This is a genomic window from Thermus thermamylovorans (genome assembly GCF_004307015.1).
GTDB classification, from domain to species: domain Bacteria; phylum Deinococcota; class Deinococci; order Deinococcales; family Thermaceae; genus Thermus; species Thermus thermamylovorans.
Genome location: NZ_SIJL01000027.1, coordinates 1 through 14,492, shown reverse-complemented (window position 1 = coordinate 14,492; position 14,492 = coordinate 1). Strand labels below are relative to the sequence as shown.

Annotated in this window: 15 protein-coding genes; 6 read left to right on the top strand and 9 right to left on the bottom strand. The window is 70.3% G+C overall.

Annotation, left to right across the window (positions count from 1 at the left end; translation table 11 throughout):
• The first annotated feature begins 1 nt into the window (after window position 1).
• A complete protein-coding gene (locus ETP66_RS11370) occupies window positions 2-748 on the top strand; it encodes a C40 family peptidase (RefSeq protein ID WP_130842708.1) in 747 nt (248 codons plus the stop codon).
• Window positions 749-763: 15 nt separating this feature from the next.
• On the opposite strand, the gene ETP66_RS11365 is transcribed toward ETP66_RS11370, so the two are convergent.
• Window positions 764-1,690: a nitroreductase family protein gene (locus tag ETP66_RS11365; protein ID WP_430731889.1), complete on the bottom strand. Its 927-nt coding sequence runs from the start codon at window positions 1,688-1,690 to the stop codon at window positions 764-766.
• Window positions 1,691-1,698: 8 nt separating this feature from the next.
• Window positions 1,699-2,772, bottom strand: coding sequence for a prepilin peptidase (locus tag ETP66_RS11360; protein WP_130842707.1), 1,074 nt, complete (start codon window positions 2,770-2,772; stop codon window positions 1,699-1,701).
• A 65-nt stretch (window positions 2,773-2,837) separates the two neighbouring features.
• Between ETP66_RS11360 and ETP66_RS11355 the strand changes: the two genes are divergently transcribed.
• A complete protein-coding gene (locus ETP66_RS11355; RefSeq protein WP_130842706.1) occupies window positions 2,838-4,373 on the top strand; it encodes a carboxypeptidase M32 in 1,536 nt (511 codons plus the stop codon).
• Between the two features lie 181 nt (window positions 4,374-4,554).
• On the opposite strand, the gene ETP66_RS11350 is transcribed toward ETP66_RS11355, so the two are convergent.
• From ETP66_RS11350 to ETP66_RS11335, 3 genes are all read right to left on the bottom strand, one after another.
• Complete coding sequence (locus tag ETP66_RS11350; protein WP_130842705.1) at window positions 4,555-5,628, bottom strand: YbfB/YjiJ family MFS transporter; 1,074 nt, start codon at window positions 5,626-5,628, stop codon at window positions 4,555-4,557.
• Window positions 5,618-6,202, bottom strand: a complete 585-nt coding sequence (locus ETP66_RS11345; protein ID WP_130842704.1) for an ATP-binding cassette domain-containing protein — start codon at window positions 6,200-6,202, stop codon at window positions 5,618-5,620. The genes ETP66_RS11350 and ETP66_RS11345 overlap by 11 nt, the downstream gene beginning before the upstream one ends.
• 170 nt (window positions 6,203-6,372) lie before the next feature.
• Window positions 6,373-6,699, bottom strand: coding sequence for a nucleotide pyrophosphohydrolase (locus tag ETP66_RS11335; protein WP_130842703.1), 327 nt, complete (start codon window positions 6,697-6,699; stop codon window positions 6,373-6,375).
• Between the two features lie 22 nt (window positions 6,700-6,721).
• On the opposite strand from ETP66_RS11335, the gene mgsA reads away from it, so the two are divergent.
• A complete protein-coding gene (gene mgsA, locus ETP66_RS11330) occupies window positions 6,722-7,099 on the top strand; it encodes a methylglyoxal synthase (protein WP_130842702.1) in 378 nt (125 codons plus the stop codon).
• On the opposite strand, the gene ETP66_RS11325 is transcribed toward mgsA, so the two are convergent.
• Genes ETP66_RS11325 through ETP66_RS11310 form a run of 4 tightly spaced genes read right to left on the bottom strand, consistent with a single transcriptional unit; the run spans window position 7,096 to window position 11,424 of the window.
• Window positions 7,096-8,580, bottom strand: coding sequence for a YifB family Mg chelatase-like AAA ATPase (locus ETP66_RS11325; protein WP_130842701.1), 1,485 nt, complete (start codon window positions 8,578-8,580; stop codon window positions 7,096-7,098). The genes mgsA and ETP66_RS11325 overlap by 4 nt on opposite strands.
• 9 nt (window positions 8,581-8,589) lie before the next feature.
• Window positions 8,590-9,726 (bottom strand): MFS transporter, encoded by a 1,137-nt coding sequence (locus ETP66_RS11320; protein ID WP_130842700.1) that lies wholly within the window; start codon window positions 9,724-9,726, stop codon window positions 8,590-8,592.
• A gap of 1 nt (window position 9,727) precedes the next feature.
• On the bottom strand, window positions 9,728-10,540 hold the full coding sequence (locus tag ETP66_RS11315) for an EamA family transporter (RefSeq protein ID WP_130842699.1): 813 nt from the start codon (window positions 10,538-10,540) through the stop codon (window positions 9,728-9,730).
• Window positions 10,537-11,424: an EamA family transporter gene (locus ETP66_RS11310; protein ID WP_130842709.1), complete on the bottom strand. Its 888-nt coding sequence runs from the start codon at window positions 11,422-11,424 to the stop codon at window positions 10,537-10,539. Before ETP66_RS11310 ends, ETP66_RS11315 begins: the two co-directional genes overlap by 4 nt.
• A gap of 104 nt (window positions 11,425-11,528) precedes the next feature.
• On the opposite strand from ETP66_RS11310, the gene ETP66_RS11305 reads away from it, so the two are divergent.
• Genes ETP66_RS11305 through ETP66_RS11295 form a run of 3 tightly spaced genes read left to right on the top strand, consistent with a single transcriptional unit; the run spans window position 11,529 to window position 14,310 of the window.
• Window positions 11,529-12,653: an NAD(P) transhydrogenase subunit alpha gene (locus ETP66_RS11305; protein WP_130842698.1), complete on the top strand. Its 1,125-nt coding sequence runs from the start codon at window positions 11,529-11,531 to the stop codon at window positions 12,651-12,653.
• Window positions 12,653-12,955, top strand: coding sequence for a proton-translocating transhydrogenase family protein (locus ETP66_RS11300; RefSeq protein WP_130842697.1), 303 nt, complete (start codon window positions 12,653-12,655; stop codon window positions 12,953-12,955). Before ETP66_RS11305 ends, ETP66_RS11300 begins: the two co-directional genes overlap by 1 nt.
• On the top strand, window positions 12,955-14,310 hold the full coding sequence (locus ETP66_RS11295; RefSeq protein ID WP_130842696.1) for an NAD(P)(+) transhydrogenase (Re/Si-specific) subunit beta: 1,356 nt from the start codon (window positions 12,955-12,957) through the stop codon (window positions 14,308-14,310). Before ETP66_RS11300 ends, ETP66_RS11295 begins: the two co-directional genes overlap by 1 nt.
• Window positions 14,311-14,492: the final 182 nt, after the last annotated feature.

The following is a 14,492-nucleotide window of genomic DNA, read 5'->3' as shown; positions in this document are numbered from 1 at the left end:
CGTGGAGCGGGGCGACACCCTCTTCTCCATCGCCCGCCGCTACGGCACCACGGTGGAGGAGCTCATGCGCCTGAACGGGCTGGAGAGCTTCCTCCTCCAGCCGGGCCAGGTGCTGAGGCTGCCAGGGCAGGCGGAGCGGGTCCACGTGGTGGCCCCGGGGGACACCCTCTTCTCCCTGGCCCGGCGCTATGGCTCCACGGTGGAGGAGCTCATGCGCTTAAACGGCCTCTCCTCCCCGGAGCTCAAGGTGGGGCAGGTCCTCAGGCTCCCCGGGGCGGCTTCCGGCCAGGCGCCGGGCTTGGGGGAGGAGGCCAGGCCTGCCCCTCCGGCCCCGCCGGGCCCCTCCCCGGGGGAACCCAAGGAGGACTACGACCCGGAAAGCCCCCTCCTCCAGGTGGTCCTCCGCTACCTGGGGGTGCCCTACAAGTACGGGGCCAACTCCCCCCTCTCCCTGGACTGCTCCGCCTTCGTGGCCCAGGTCTACGCGGAGCTGGGGGTGGCCCTGCCCCGCACCACCCGGGAGCAGTTTCAGGCGCTCCCGGCCGCCGAGGCGTTGCGCCCCGGGGACCTGGTCTTCTTCAGCTTCGGGGGACGGGAGGTGGACCACGTGGGCATCTACCTGGGCCGGGCCCTTTTCGCCCACGCCTCTAGCTACGGGAGCCGGGTGGTCATCGAAAGCCTCGAGGCCCCCCACTACCAGAGGGCCTACCGGGGGGCCCGGCGGGTGGTGCAGGAGGCGGGGAAATAGGTGCCCGCCGGGGCCTCAGGGCCAGTTCCCTATCTCCCCCCGGGCCTTCCTCAGGGCGGCAAGGAGGGCCTCCCCGGGGCCTCCTTCCCCGCGGAAGGCCTCGGCCTCCCGCTCCAGCCAGGCCTCCCCTTCCCGGAAGAGCACCCCCCGGGCCTCCTTCAGGGCTTCTTGTAGGAGGGCCCCCAGGGAGTAGAAGGGGGCGCCTTGGGGCAGGTCGGGGTCGAAGCCCTGCCGGGAGAGGGTCCGGCCATAGGGCCCCTCCCTCTCCTCCATGGTTCCGCCTTGGGCGAAGTACCGCCGCAAAACCCTTCCCCAGTCCCCCACGCGGCTGTAGGGGGCCATGGCCTGGAAGCCTGCCTCGAGGTCCTCGGGGGCGTAAGGGCGGTAGCGGTTTTCGTGCACCACCAGCCCCCGCGGAAGCCGGGGCCTGGGGGGGCCTGCTTCGTCCGGCACCCCCACCGCCAGGCCCACCGCGGGGATGACCCCTGGGGGAAGCCCCAGGAGGTCCCGGAGTTCCTCCACGCCGTTCAGCACCCCGCCGATGAAGCAGACCCCGTAGCCCAAAGCCTCGGCGGTGAGGGCCAGGTAGCCCGCGGCAAGCCCGGCGTCCAGGAGGGCGAAGTGGAGGGCGGTTTTGGGCCAGCGGGCCATCCGCTCCCCCCGGTGGGCCAAAAGGCGTTCCAGGCGGTGGACGTCCGCCAGGAAGACGAAGAACTCCGCCGCCTTTTGGATGTGCTCCTGGTTCCCGGAAAGCTGGGCCACCTTTTCCCGAAGCCCGGGATCCGTGATCCGGATGGCGCTGTAAAGCTGGGCGCTGGCGTCGGTGGGGGCCCGTTGCAGGGCGAAGAGGAGTTTTTCCAGGTCTTCTTCGGGGATGGGCACCGGCTTGAAGCGGCGCACGCTCCGCCTCTGGGCCAGGATGAGAAGAAGGTCCACCGCCATCCCCCTAACTATAGCCCCAGCCAGGAGAGGTAGGCCCGCCAAAGGGCTTCCCCGAAGAAGAAGGCCGCCACGCCCCCCAGGGCCAGGTAGGGGCCGAAGGGGATCTTGCGCTGGCGGAGGAGGAGGCCCAGGAGGGCCCCGGCGAAGACGGCCAGGAAAAGCCCCAGGAAGGCGTAAAGCCCGAGCCAGGCTCCCAGGGCCCCCATGAGCTTCACGTCCCCGTAGCCCAGGGCCACGGGTTCCTCTTCGCCCTCTTCCTCCGGGGGCGCGGGGCGGAGGGCCCAGTAAAGCCCCCCCGCCAGGGCCAGCCCCCCCGCGGCCAGGAGGGCCCCTCTCAGGGCTTCGGGGAAGTCCAGGCCCAGGGCGGGGGCAAGAAGGAGGACCAGGGGCAAAAGGGGTAGGGTGACCCGGTCGGGGAGGACCACCGCCTTCCCGGTGCGCCCCGAAAGCCCCCAGGCGAGGAAGGCTAGGGCCATTCCCACCCCCGGGCCCAGGAGGGCCCCGAAGAGGGCCGCCATGTGCACCTGGTGGGGGCCCACGGGCACCTCCGCCTTTCCCTCCTGGAAGCGCCTTAAGAAGAGCCCCCCGTACCCGGCGATAAGGGCCAGGGCCCCGGCGGCCAGGAGGGCCCCGTCCAGGGCCTCGCCGAAGGGGAGGGGGAAGGCGAGGAGGGCTGCGGCGAGGAGGCCCAGGAGGAGGAGGCCGTAGGTGAGGCCGTCGGGAAGCTCAAAGGTGTCCAGGTCGATGAAGGCCAGGGCCACCAGAAGGCTCAGGAAGGCGAAAACGAGGAGGGCCTCGAGGGAAGGGGGGTAGTGGAGGCTTGCCAGGAGGAAAAGCCCCCCGGTGAGAGCCTCCACCAGGGGGTAGCGGGGGCTGATGGGCTTTCCGCAGTAGCGGCACCTACCCCCAAGGGCCAGGTAGGAGAGGACCGGGACCAGGTCCATGGGGCCGAGGCGGTGGCCGCAACGGGGGCAGCGGGAAGGGGGGAAGACGATGGACTCCCCCTTGGGCAGGCGGTGGACCACCACGTTCAGGAAAGAGCCCACCAGGAGGCCAAGGACCAGGGCGAAGAGGGGCCACATGGGGGCATTTTATGGCGGGTGGGAGTCTCACGGTCCGCCTCCCGGGGGCGCGGTATGATGCCCCCATGACGCCAGAGGCGGCATACCAGCACCTCCTGGAGTTCCAGCGGGAGACGGCCTACCTGGCCTCCCTGGGGGCCCTGGCCGCCTGGGACCAGCGCACCATGATCCCCAAAAGGGGCCACGCCCACCGGGCCCGGCAGATGGCGGCCCTGGCCCGCCTCCTCTACGGGCGGATGACCGACCCCAGGATCGGGGAGTGGCTGGCCCAGGTGGAGGGTTCCCACCTGGTGCAAGACCCCCTCTCCGACGCCGCGGTGAACGTGCGGGAGTGGCGGCAGGCCTACGAGCGGGCCCGGGCGGTCCCCGAGGGCCTGGTGGTGGAGCTGGCCCGGACCAAGAGCGAGGCGGAAAGCTTCTGGGAGGAGGCCTGGCCCAAGGACGACTGGCAGGGCTTCCTGCCCTACCTGAGGCGCATTTTCCGGCTCACCCGGGAGAAGGCGGAGATCCTCTTCGCCCTCCCCGTGCCCCCGGGGGACCCGCCCTACGGGGAGCTCTACGACGCCCTCCTGGACGGGTACGAGCCGGGGATGCGGGCGGCGGAGCTTCAGCCCCTCTTCCAGGAGCTGCGGGCGGGCCTCCAGGAGCTTCTGGACCGCATCCGGGTAAGCGGCAGGCGGCCCGACACCTCCTTCCTGCACCGCCCCTACCCCAAGGAGGCCCAGCGGGCCTTCGCCCTGGAGCTCCTTGCGGCCTGCGGCTACGACCTGGAAGGGGGCCGCCTGGACCCTACCGCCCACCCCTTCGAGATCTCCATCGGCCCCGGGGATGTGCGCATCACCACCCGCTACTACGAGGACTTCCTCAACGCGGGCCTCTTCGGCACCCTGCACGAGATGGGCCACGCCCTCTACGAGCAGGGCCTGCCCCAGGAGGGGTGGGGCACCCCCCGGGGGAAGGCGGTCTCCTTGGGGGTGCACGAGTCGCAAAGCCGCACCTGGGAGAACCTGGTGGGCCGCTCCCTGGGCTTCTGGGAGCGCTTCTTCCCCCGGGCCCAGGAACACTTCCCAAGCCTCAGGGACGTGGCTCTGGAGGATTTCCACCGGGCGGTGAACGCCGTGGCGCCCTCCCTCATCCGGGTGGAGGCGGACGAGGTCACCTACAACCTCCACATCCTGGTGCGCCTGGAGCTGGAGCTCGCCCTCTTCCGCGGGGAGCTTGCCCTGGAGGACCTCCCCGGGGCCTGGGCGGAGCGGTACCGGGCCTACCTGGGGGTGGCCCCCAGGGACTTCAAGGACGGGGTCATGCAGGATGTCCACTGGTCCGGGGGGCTTTTCGGCTACTTCCCCACCTACACCCTGGGGAACCTCTACGCCGCCCAGTTCTTCAGGAAGGCCCAGGAGGAGCTTGGGGACCTCGAGGCCCAGTTCCGCCAGGGGGAGTTCCAGCCCTTCCTGGACTGGACCCGTAAGAAGATCCACGCCGAGGGGAGCCGCTTCCGTCCCAAGGCCCTGGTGGAGCGGGTGACCGGCACCCCTCCCAGCGCCCGGCCCTTCCTGGCCTACCTCGAGGAGAAGTACCAGCCCCTCTACGCCCTCTGAGGGCACCCCACCCTGGCCCCGCCGGCGTGGGGGCCCCGGCAGAGGGGAGGGCGCCCCTCGGGACCCGAGGAAGGGGGTCTAAGCACTCCGTCGTGGCCCGTGCCAACAGGGGAGTTCCAAGAACGCCGCGAGCGGGCCTCTTCTCCTTCCGCTCCCTGAGGCAACGTCTGCCCACGGACGCTTAGGGGGTGCGGGGTCGGGGCCAGGCGGACAGGAGAGCGAGGAAGAGTAGGAAGGCGGCGGCCCAAAGGGCCCCTTCCCCCCGGCCCAGGGCCTCCGCAAAGAGGCCGGCCAGGGAAGGCCCCACCGCCTGCCCCAGGGCGAAGGCCGCCGTGGAAAGCCCCATGGCCCGGGGCCAGGCCGAGGGGGGCAGGAGGGCGCGGAAGGCTTGTGTAAGGGCGGTGATGACCCCCAAAAAGGAGAGGCCGAAGAGGAGGGCGCTGAGGGCGGGGAAGCCTTGGGCCAGGGGGGGCAGGCTCCCCAGGAAGAGGACCAGGAGCACGTGGAAAAGCCCCCGCTCGCCTCCCACCCGCTCCACCCAGGGTCCCCAGAGGGCCCCCGTGAGGAGGGCGCCAAGCCCCAGGAGAGGGAAGAGGAAGGGGCTTTCCACCACCGCCGCTACGAAGGTCATGTACCCGATGTACCCCGCCCCGTAAAGCCCGTAGGCCAGGAGGAGGGGGAGGATGGGCCAGAGGCTCCCTTCCCCCTGGGCGGGGGGCGGGGGCTCCCGCAGGCCCCCCTGGGCGGAGAGGGCGGGTAGGGCCAGGAGGAAGGCCCAAAGTCCGAGCCTACCCCAGGCGCCTACCGGGTCCTCGGCGCCCTGGAGGGCCCAGGGGCCCAGGAGGAGCCCCAGGCCCACACCCCCGTAGTAAGCCCCCAAGGCCCGGCCCGAGCCCCCCAGGGCCATGAGCAGGGCCGCGCCGCCCACGAAGACCAGGGCTCCCAAGAAGCCCTGCAGCAGGCGCAGGGCGAAGGCCAGAGCGAAGCCCTGGAGGCCGGTGAGGGCGAGGACCGGGGCCTGGAGGAGGAGGGCGAGGAAGAAGCCTCGCCGGTAGCCCACCCGCCAGAGGAGGCGGTGGCTGAGGAGGGCTCCCAGTAGGTAGCCCAGGGTGTTGGCGCTTCCCAAAAGCCCCCCCTCGGCGTAGGTGAGCCCCCAGGCTCCTTGCATGAGGGGCAGGACGAGGGCGTAGGCGAAGCGGCCCAGGCCCAGGGCGCTGGCCGGGCCCAGAGCCAGGAGGAGGGCCCTAGCAGCCATGGAGAAGCCCCTGCCGCTTGGCCCGGCAGACCGCCCGGGCGAAGAGGAAAAGCCCCAGGGCCAGGTAGAGGAGGCCGTTCAGGAAGGCCAGGAGGAGGGCCAGGGGGTCCAGGGGGACGGCCTCCGCCAGCATCCCCCGGGCCAGGGCCGCCACCGGGGCCAGGGGCAGGAGGAGGAAGGCCCCGTTGCCCGGGGCCTGGAGGAGGAAGAGGAGGAGGAACTGGGAAAAGCCCAGAAGCTGCCCCATCTGCTTGTAGAGGAGGACCAGGGACCCCACGGCGGAGCCCAGGCCGTAGGTCCCCAGGAGGACCGCCAGGGTGGGGAGGAGAACCAAGGGGGTGAAGGCGAGCCTGGCCCCAGTGAGGGCCGTGAGGGCCAGGGCGATGAGGAGGACCATAAGCCCCTGCACCAGGAGGCCCGCCACCATCTTCGCCGTGGTGGTCTTGCCCGCCCTGTCGGGTCCCAAAAGGGCCCGGACCTCCCCGGGCCGGAGGGCCAAGCTCACGCCCCCCACAGCCTCCAGGGCCCCGAAGCCCTTCCTCAGCCCCTGGGCCTCCGGGAGGGGAGGTTCCACGGGGCTATTCTACCTTGCTCCAGCGCTCCCCGTCCCGGGTGCGGTACTTGGCCATGGCCTTCAGGAAGGCTTCCTCCAGGTCGATGCCCNNNCTCACGCCCCCCACAGCCTCCAGGGCCCCGAAGCCCTTCCTCAGCCCCTGGGCCTCCGGGAGGGGAGGTTCCACGGGGCTATTCTACCTTGCTCCAGCGCTCCCCGTCCCGGGTGCGGTACTTGGCCATGGCCTTCAGGAAGGCTTCCTCCAGGTCGATGCCCTCCCGGTTGGCCAGGGAGATGAGGACGAAGAGGAGGTCGGCGAGCTCCTCCGCCAGGTCTCCCTCCGCCTCGCCGGGCTTGGGCCTTTTGCCGTGGCGGTGGGCCAGGGCCCGGGCCACCTCCCCGAGCTCCTCCGTAAGCCGGGCCAGCATGAGGAGGGGCGGGAAGTAGCCCTCCTTGAACTGGCCGATCCAGGCGTCCACCTCCTGCTGGGCTTCCTTGAGGGTGAGGGGGGGTTCCATGGCCAAAGCTTACAATGCCCCCATGAAGGCCCTAGCCCTCATCGCCCACGATGCCAAGAAGGAAGAGATGGTGGCCTTTTGCCAGCGGCACCGGGCGCTCCTCTCCCGCTTTCCCCTCCTGGCCACGGGCACCACGGGGGCTCGCGTGGCCGAGGCCACCGGGCTTCCCGTGGAACGGGTCCTCTCGGGGCCCTTGGGGGGGGACCAGCAGATCGGGGCGAGGGTGGCGGAGGGGCGGGTGCTGGCGGTCCTCTTCTTCCAAGACCCCCTCACCCCCAAGCCCCACGAGCCCGACATCCAGGCCCTCATGCGGGTGTGCAACGTGCACGGGGTACCCTTGGCCACCAACCCCCAAGGGGCGGAGGCCCTCATCCCCTGGCTTGCTGCCCAGGCGGGTTAAAGGGTCTTGCGGTAAGCCAGGGCCTCGGCCACGTGGTTCTCCTCCACGCCCTCGGAGGCCAGGAGGTCCGCCACGGTGCGGGCCACCCGCAGGAGGCGGTCGTAGCTCCTGGCGGAAAGGAGCATCCGCTTGGCCGCTGCCTGGAGAAGGTGTTCCGCCCCGGAGGTTAAGCGCACGTGCTCCCTTAGGGCCTTTCCCGCAAGCTCCCCGTTGGGCCGCCCCTGGCGGGCCAGCATCCTTTCCCGGGCCTTAAGGACCCGTTCCCGCACCGCCAGGGTGCCCTCCCCCTCGGGGGCGCGGGCGAGCTCGGCGGGGGTGAGGCGGGGTACCTCCACCACCAGGTCGAAGCGGTCCAGGAGGGGCCCGGAGATCTTCCCCACATAGCGGGTGCGGCTTGCGGGGGTGCAGGCGCAAGGCCTTTCGGGGTCCCCGTGCCAGCCGCAGGGGCAGGGGTTCATGGCCGCCACCAGGAGGAAGCGGGCGGGGAAGGTGAGGCTGGCCCGGGCCCGGGAAACGGTCACCACCCCGTCCTCGAGGGGCTGGCGGAGGGCTTCCAAGGCGTCCCGGGAAAACTCGGGGAACTCGTCCAGGAAGAGCACCCCCCGGTGGGCCAGGGAGACCTCCCCCGGCTTGGGGATGGCCCCGCCCCCGATGAGGCCCGCGTAGCTCACCGTGTGGTGGGGGGCGCGGAAAGGGGGGTTGCGGAGGAGGCCCTTCAGGGCCTGCCCGGCGGCGGAGTGGATGCGGCTCACCTCCAGGGCCGCCTCCTGGGAGAGGGGGGGTAGGAGAAAAGGGAGGCGCCTCGCCAGCATGGTTTTTCCCGAGCCCGGGCTTCCCACCATGAGGAGGTGGTGGTACCCCGCGGCGGCGATCTCCAGGGCGCGCTTGGCCTTGGCCTGGCCCTTCACGTCCCGGAGGTCCAGGACCTCGAGGGGGGCCACGGGGTCTTCGGGCGCTTCCCTCCTGGGCTCCTCCTCCCCCTTGAGGTAGGCCACCGCCTGGAGGAGGCTTTCTGCCCCCCAGACCTCCACCCCCTCCACCAGGGCGGCCTCCTTGGCGCTTTCTAAGGGCAAAAGGAGCCTTTTCCCCTCTACCAAAGCGCCCAGGGCCAGGTTCACCGCCCCCGGCACCGGGCGCAGGCTCCCGTCCAGGCCCAGCTCCCCGGCCACCGCCAGGCCGGAGAGGGCCTCGAGGGGCACCACCCCTTGGGCCGCAAGAAGCCCCAGGGCGATGGGCAGGTCGAAGTGGCTTCCCTCCTTCCTGAGCTCCGCCGGGGCCAGGTTCACCACCACCCGCGCCTGGGGGTAGGGGAAGCCCGCGTTCTTGAGGGCGGCCCGCACCCTTTCCCGGCTTTCCTCCACCGCCTTATCCGGCAGGCCCACCAGGGCGTAGCTGGGAAGCCCAGGGCTGACGTCCACCTCCACGGTGACGGGAACCGCGTCCAGGCCGAAGAGGGCGTAGCTCCTGACCTGGGCCAGCATGGAAGGAGTTTACCACCTGGAGCGAAGGAGGGGCAGGTAGAGAAGAAGGGCCAGGAGGAGGAGCCCCAGAAGCCCCCCGAAGGCCCACCCGTACCCCAAGGCCCCCACCGCCACCCCCACCCCCCACTGCAGGAGGAAGGTGCCCCCGATGCCGAAGAGGTTCACCAGGGTGGTGCCCCGGCCCACCAGGTGGGGGGGGACCAGCTCCCGGGCCTGGGTGAGGGTGAGGATGTTGAAGGCCCCGAAAAAGCCCAGCAGGAGGTAGGCGGGCAAAAGGGCCTTTAGGAGCAGGAGGACCAGGCCGAGGGCGAAGAGCAGGGCGGCGACGACCAAAACCCTGGCGGTGCCCAAGCGGTCCGCCAGGTAGCCCGAGACCAGGAAGCCCAAGACCGCCGCCCCCGAGTAGAGGAGGAGGAGGTTCCCCACCGGCACCGCCGAAAGGCCCAGGTGGTAGGCGTAGGCTCCGGCCCACAGGGTTTGCAGGGCCAGAAAGCCCCCCGCGAAGGCCAGGGCCAGGAAGGCCACCCGAAGGAGCCTGGGGTTATGGAAAACTTCCCCCAGGCCCCCACCCCCTTCCCCCCGGGGCCAGGGGACCCCCGGGGGGGTGTTGCGCACCCCCAGGCGGAGGAGGAGGGCCACCAGGACCACCACCCCCGCGCCCAGGAGGAAGACCCCCCGCCAGCCCAGGGCTTCCTTCAGAAGGGCCAAAGGGGTGGCGGCCAGGAGCCCCCCTGTGGCCCCCAGGCCCACCAGGAGGGTGGAGACGGTGGCGTAGTTCTTCGGGAACCACAGGCTGAAGGCCTTGAGGGACCCCATGAGGGCGGCCGCCATCCCCACCCCGATCAGAGCCCGCCCCAGGGCCAGGACGCCGAAGCTTGGGGCCAGGGCGAAGACCAGGCTGCCGGAAGCGGCTACCAGGAGGAGGGCTGGGGTGATGGCCCGGGGGCCGAAGCGGTCCAGGAGGCTGCCCAGGGGAAGCTGCACCGCGGCGAAGGCCAGGTAGAAGAGGCTGGTCATGAACCCCAGCTCCGCCGGTCCCAGCCCCAGGTCCTCGCTGAGGTCCTGGGAGAGCACCGCGTTGGCCGAGCGGTAGAAGTAGGAGAGGAAGTAGCCCAGGGTGAAGAGGAAGAACACGCGCGCCGCCATATCACCTCCGGTTGAGGGCCACGCCCGTCAGGATGAGGGCACCCCCCAGGAGGGCCCAGGGGCTTAGGGGCTGCCCTGCCAGGGGCCAGGCGAAGAACGCTCCCGCCACCGGCTCCAGCATGGCCACCAAGGTGGCCTGACGGGCGGGCACCGTGCGCACCCCCAGGAGAAAGAGGCCGAAGGGCACCACCGTGCCCAAGACCACCAGGTAGGCCACCGCCCCCCAGTTTTGCGGGCTCAAGGCCAGCACCTGGGGCAGGTGGAGGAGGAGTCCGGGGGAGGCGAGGAGGCTTCCTACCCCCGTGGCCACCCCTAGGCTGACCAGAGGCGGGGTCCTGAGCCCGTAGGAGAGGGCCGCGTAGAGGGCGAAGGAGAGGGCAGAGAGGAGGCCGTAGGCCACCCCCAGGGGGCCTCCCGCCAAGCCCCCAGGCCCTACCACCAACGCGTAGGCCCCCAGGAGGGCCAGGGCCACCCCCCACAGGGCCCTTGCGGGTAGCCTTTCCCTCCGCAGCAAGGCGTATAGGGTGAGAAGGGTCGGGGCCAGGTACTGGAGGAAGATCCCCGTAGCCACGGTGGTGGCGTGGATGGCCAGGTAGTAGAAGGCCTGGGCCCCCGAAAGGGCGAGGCCTACGAGGAGGAGGCGGGGCCTTTCCTCGGGCCTCGGGGGGAAGCGCAAGGTGAGGGGGAGGAGAAGGCAGAAGCTCAGGAGGAAGCGCAAGGGGATCAGCACCCCCGGGGGAATCTCCCCCATGAACCGGCCCGCCAGGGCCCCGCCCAGGCCCCAAAGCAGGGCGGCCAGGGCTACATAGGTCATCGCCTACCCCCTACCACCGCCAGCCCCACCCCCAGGAGGAGGACCAGGGCCCCGAGGAGGACCCGCACCCCGGGAAGCTCCCCTAGGAGGAGAAAGGCCAGGAGGCTGGCCCCCACCGGCTCGAAGAGGATGGCCAGGGTGACCAGGACCGGGGGGATGTGCCGGGTGGCCCAGTTGAAGCTGGTGTGCCCCAAAAGCTGGGGCAGCAGGGCCATGAGGAGGATGTACCCGTAGACCTCCAGGGGGTATCCCCCGTACCCTCCGCCGAAAAGGTGGGGGAGGGGCAGGAGCACCAAGGCGGCGACGGTGTAGGCCAGGCGCACGTACTCCAGGATGGAAAGCCCCCGCCGCTGCGCCTCCCGGCCCAGGAGAAAGTAGAAGGAGGCGGCCACTGCCCCCAGGAGGGCCAAGAGGTTGCCCAAAAGGGGGTTGGCCCCCACCCCGCCCTCCGCGCTCCCTAGGCCGATGAGGAGGCCTCCCAAGAGGGCGATCCCCACCCCCAGGAGGGTGAGGCGGGAAGGGGCCTCCCGGAAGAGGAGCCAGCCGAAGAGGGTGACCCATACGGGATTGGTGGTGACGAGGGCGGTGCTGGCCGCCACCGAGGTGTAGGAGAGGGAGGTGATCCAGAAGGCGAAGTGGAGGGCCAGGAAGGCCCCCGCTCCCACCGCCCAGGGAATCCCCCCGTGTCCTCCCAGGGGCCGGGCCCACCCTGGGGCCAGGAGGAGGGCGGCCAGGGCCATCCTCCCGGCGCTCATCACCAGGCTGAAGGCGAGGCTTTGGTCCCCGGAGGCCGCCAGGGCCAGGCGTACCAGGATGGAACCAAAGCTGATGGCCAGGACCCCCAGGAGGAGGACCAGGGCGATGCTGAGCCCTGAGGGGCGCATGGCGGCATTTTTCCACAAGTGGGGGACCATGACCAGTAGGTCAGCCCCGCCGGTGGGGCAAATGCCCGTGGCCCCGCTGGTATACTGGCGCGGAAGGAGGTCCTATGGTGACCGTAGCGGTTCCCAAAGAGAGGGCCCCCGGGGAGAGGCGGGTGGCCTTGGTGCCGGAGGTGGTGGCCCGCCTGGTAAAGGGGGGGGCGCGGGTGCGGGTGGAAGGGGGTGCGGGCGAGGGGGCTTACCACCCGGATGCCGCCTACCTCGAGGCCGGCGCCGAGGTGGTGGAGCGAGATGCCTTGCTCCGAGGGGCCAATCTCCTCCTCACCGTGCAAATGCCTCAGGACCTGGTCGAAGCCTTGGAGCCCGGAGCCGTTGCGGTGGGCTTCGTCCAGGCCCACAAGAACCCTGACCTGGTGCGGGCCCTGGCCGCCAGGAAGGCCACGGTCCTCGCCATGGAGCTCATCCCCCGCATCACCCGGGCCCAGAGCATGGACGCCCTCTCCAGCCAGGCCACGGTGGCGGGGTACCTGGCGGCCCTGCACGCGGCCAGGCTTTCCCCCCGCTTCTTCCCCATGCTCACCACCGCCGCGGGCACCATCCGCCCCGCCAAGGTGATGGTCATGGGGGTGGGGGTGGCGGGCCTCGTGGCCATCGCCACCGCCAGGCGCCTGGGGGCCCAGGTCTTCGCCTACGACGTGCGCAGGGCGGCGGTGGAGCAGGCCCTCTCCCTGGGGGCCAAGCCCATTGAGCTCCCCATCAGCGCGGAAGGCGAAGGCGGCTACGCCCGCGAGCTCACCGAGGAGGAGAAGCGCATCCAGCACGAGGCCCTTAGGGAGCACGTGGCAGGGATGGACGCCATCATCACCACCGCCCAGGTGCCAGGCCGCCGGGCCCCCATCCTCCTCACCGAGGACATGGTGGAGCGCCTGAAGCCGGGCACGGTGGTGGTGGACCTGGCGGCGGAGTCGGGGGGGAACTGCGCCCTCACCCGGCCGGGGGAGGTGGTGGAGGTGAGGGGCGTGCGGATCTTTGGCCCCTTGAACCTGCCCAGCGAGCTTGCCGTCCACGCTTCGGAGATGTACGCCAAGAACCTCTTGAACCTGCTGGACCTGTTCGTCGCCAAAGGGGAGTTCGCCCCCCAGTGGGAGGACGAGATCCTCCAGGGGGCGCTCCTCATGAGGGAAGGGGAGATCCTGCACGGGCCCACCAAGGCCCTCGTGGGAGGTGCGTGATGGAGTTCGGCTTCTGGGAAGCGCTGTACATCTTCGTGCTCACCGCCTTTTTGGGTTACGAGCTCATCACCCGGGTCCCCGTGATCCTCCACACCCCCCTGATGTCCGGATCCAACTTTATCCACGGGGTGGTGGTGGTGGGGGCCATGGTGGTCCTGGGCCACGCGGAAACCGCCCTGGAAAAGGCCATCGGCTTCCTGGGGGTGATCCTGGGGGCGGCCAACGCTGCCGGGGGCTATGCGGTCACCGTGCGTATGCTGGAGATGTTCGAGAGGAAACCGGGCCAGGGGGGTGGTCGTTGATGGACCTCATCCAGGCGGCCTACTTCGTGGTGGCCATCCTCTTCATCGTGGGCCTGAAGCGCATGGCCCACCCCACCACCGCTAAAAGCGGCATCGTCTGGGCGGGGTGGGCCATGGTCCTGGCGGTGCTGGTCACCTTTTTCTGGCCGGACATGCACAACTTTGGCCTCATGCTCCTCGCCCTCGCGGTGGGCTCGGTGGTGGCCTGGTGGTTCGCCGTGCGGGTGGCCATGACCGACATGCCCCAGATGGTGGCCATCTACAACGGCATGGGCGGGGGTGCCGCCGCTACCATCGCCGCGGTGGAGCTCCTCAAAGGGGCCTTTGCCGGTGCCCCCGGCCTCATGACCCTGGCCATTCTGGGGGGCATCATCGGCAGCGTGGCCTTCACGGGAAGCCTCGTGGCCTTCGCCAAGCTCCAGGGCCTCATGAGCGCCAGGCCCCTTCTCTTTCCCGGCCAGAAGGTGGTGAACGCCCTGGTCCTGGTCCTCGCCTTTGCCCTGGGCTTCTCCCTGCTCCTCAACGACCCCCCCAGCGTCATCCTCCTCTTCTTCCTCCTGGCCCTCCTCTTCGGCATCCTCATGACCCTGCCCATCGGGGGCGGGGACATGCCCGTGGCCATCTCCCTCTACAACGCCCTCACCGGCCTCGCCGTGGGCTTTGAGGGGTTCGCCATCGGCAACCCCGCCCTCATGGTGGCGGGCACCCTGGTGGGGGCCGCGGGCACCCTCCTCACCGTGCTCATGGCCCGGGCCATGAACCGCTCGGTTTGGAGCGTCCTCATGGGCGGCTTCGGCGTGGAGCAGGAGGCCGGGGAGGTCCAGGGCTCCTTGAAGCCCATCGATGTGGAGGACGCCGCGGTGATGCTGGCCTACGCAGGCCGGGTGGTCTTCGTGCCCGGCTACGGTATGGCCCTCTCCCAGGCGCAGCACAAGGTGAAGGAGCTGGCGGACCTCCTGGAGAGCAAGGGGGTGGAGGTGAGGTTCGCCATCCACCCGGTGGCGGGGCGGATGCCGGGGCACATGAACGTGCTGCTGGCCGAGGCCGGGGTGGACTACGACAAGCTGAAGGACCTGGAGGAGATCAACCCCGAGTTCCCCACCGTGGACGTGGCCGTGGTCATCGGGGCCAACGACGTGGTGAACCCGGCTGCCCGCCGCCCGGGAAGCCCCCTTTACGGCATGCCCATCCTGGACGTGGACAAGGCCAAGAACGTGATCGTCATCAAGCGGGGTCGGGGTAAGGGTTTCGCCGGGGTGGAGAACGAGCTCTTCTACGCCGACAACACCCGCATGCTCTACGGGGACGCCCAGAGCGTCCTCGCCCAGCTCACCCAGGCCCTGAAAAAACTCTAGTAAATCACGCCCAACCCCCCGAGCTTAAGCTCGGGGGGTCCCTTTACCAGCCTCGAGGCTTGCAAAACACCCCTTGGCCATCGGAAAGACAGTCCGGAAATAAGCTGCTTTTCAGATGATTCTCGCGGATTTTCTTGTACTTCCCCGCTGCCTCAATAAGGCTCTGAACCTGGACAGACACA

Excerpts from the sequence above, each read along its gene's own strand:
- ETP66_RS11365 (WP_430731889.1), bottom strand. The coding sequence starts at position 1,690 with ATGGCGGTGGACCTTCTTCTCATCCTGGCCCAGAGGCGGAGCGTGCGC.
- ETP66_RS11360 (WP_130842707.1), bottom strand. The coding sequence starts at position 2,772 with ATGTGGCCCCTCTTCGCCCTGGTCCTTGGCCTCCTGGTGGGCTCTTTC.
- ETP66_RS11355 (WP_130842706.1), top strand. The coding sequence starts at position 2,838 with ATGACGCCAGAGGCGGCATACCAGCACCTCCTGGAGTTCCAGCGGGAG.
- ETP66_RS11350 (WP_130842705.1), bottom strand. The coding sequence starts at position 5,628 with ATGGCTGCTAGGGCCCTCCTCCTGGCTCTGGGCCCGGCCAGCGCCCTG.
- ETP66_RS11335 (WP_130842703.1), bottom strand. The coding sequence starts at position 6,699 with ATGGAACCCCCCCTCACCCTCAAGGAAGCCCAGCAGGAGGTGGACGCC.
- mgsA (WP_130842702.1), top strand. The coding sequence starts at position 6,722 with ATGAAGGCCCTAGCCCTCATCGCCCACGATGCCAAGAAGGAAGAGATG.
- ETP66_RS11325 (WP_130842701.1), bottom strand. The coding sequence starts at position 8,580 with ATGCTGGCCCAGGTCAGGAGCTACGCCCTCTTCGGCCTGGACGCGGTT.
- ETP66_RS11320 (WP_130842700.1), bottom strand. The coding sequence starts at position 9,726 with ATGGCGGCGCGCGTGTTCTTCCTCTTCACCCTGGGCTACTTCCTCTCC.
- ETP66_RS11315 (WP_130842699.1), bottom strand. The coding sequence starts at position 10,540 with ATGACCTATGTAGCCCTGGCCGCCCTGCTTTGGGGCCTGGGCGGGGCC.
- ETP66_RS11310 (WP_130842709.1), bottom strand. The coding sequence starts at position 11,424 with ATGCGCCCCTCAGGGCTCAGCATCGCCCTGGTCCTCCTCCTGGGGGTC.
- ETP66_RS11305 (WP_130842698.1), top strand. The coding sequence starts at position 11,529 with ATGGTGACCGTAGCGGTTCCCAAAGAGAGGGCCCCCGGGGAGAGGCGG.
- ETP66_RS11300 (WP_130842697.1), top strand. The coding sequence starts at position 12,653 with ATGGAGTTCGGCTTCTGGGAAGCGCTGTACATCTTCGTGCTCACCGCC.
- ETP66_RS11295 (WP_130842696.1), top strand. The coding sequence starts at position 12,955 with ATGGACCTCATCCAGGCGGCCTACTTCGTGGTGGCCATCCTCTTCATC.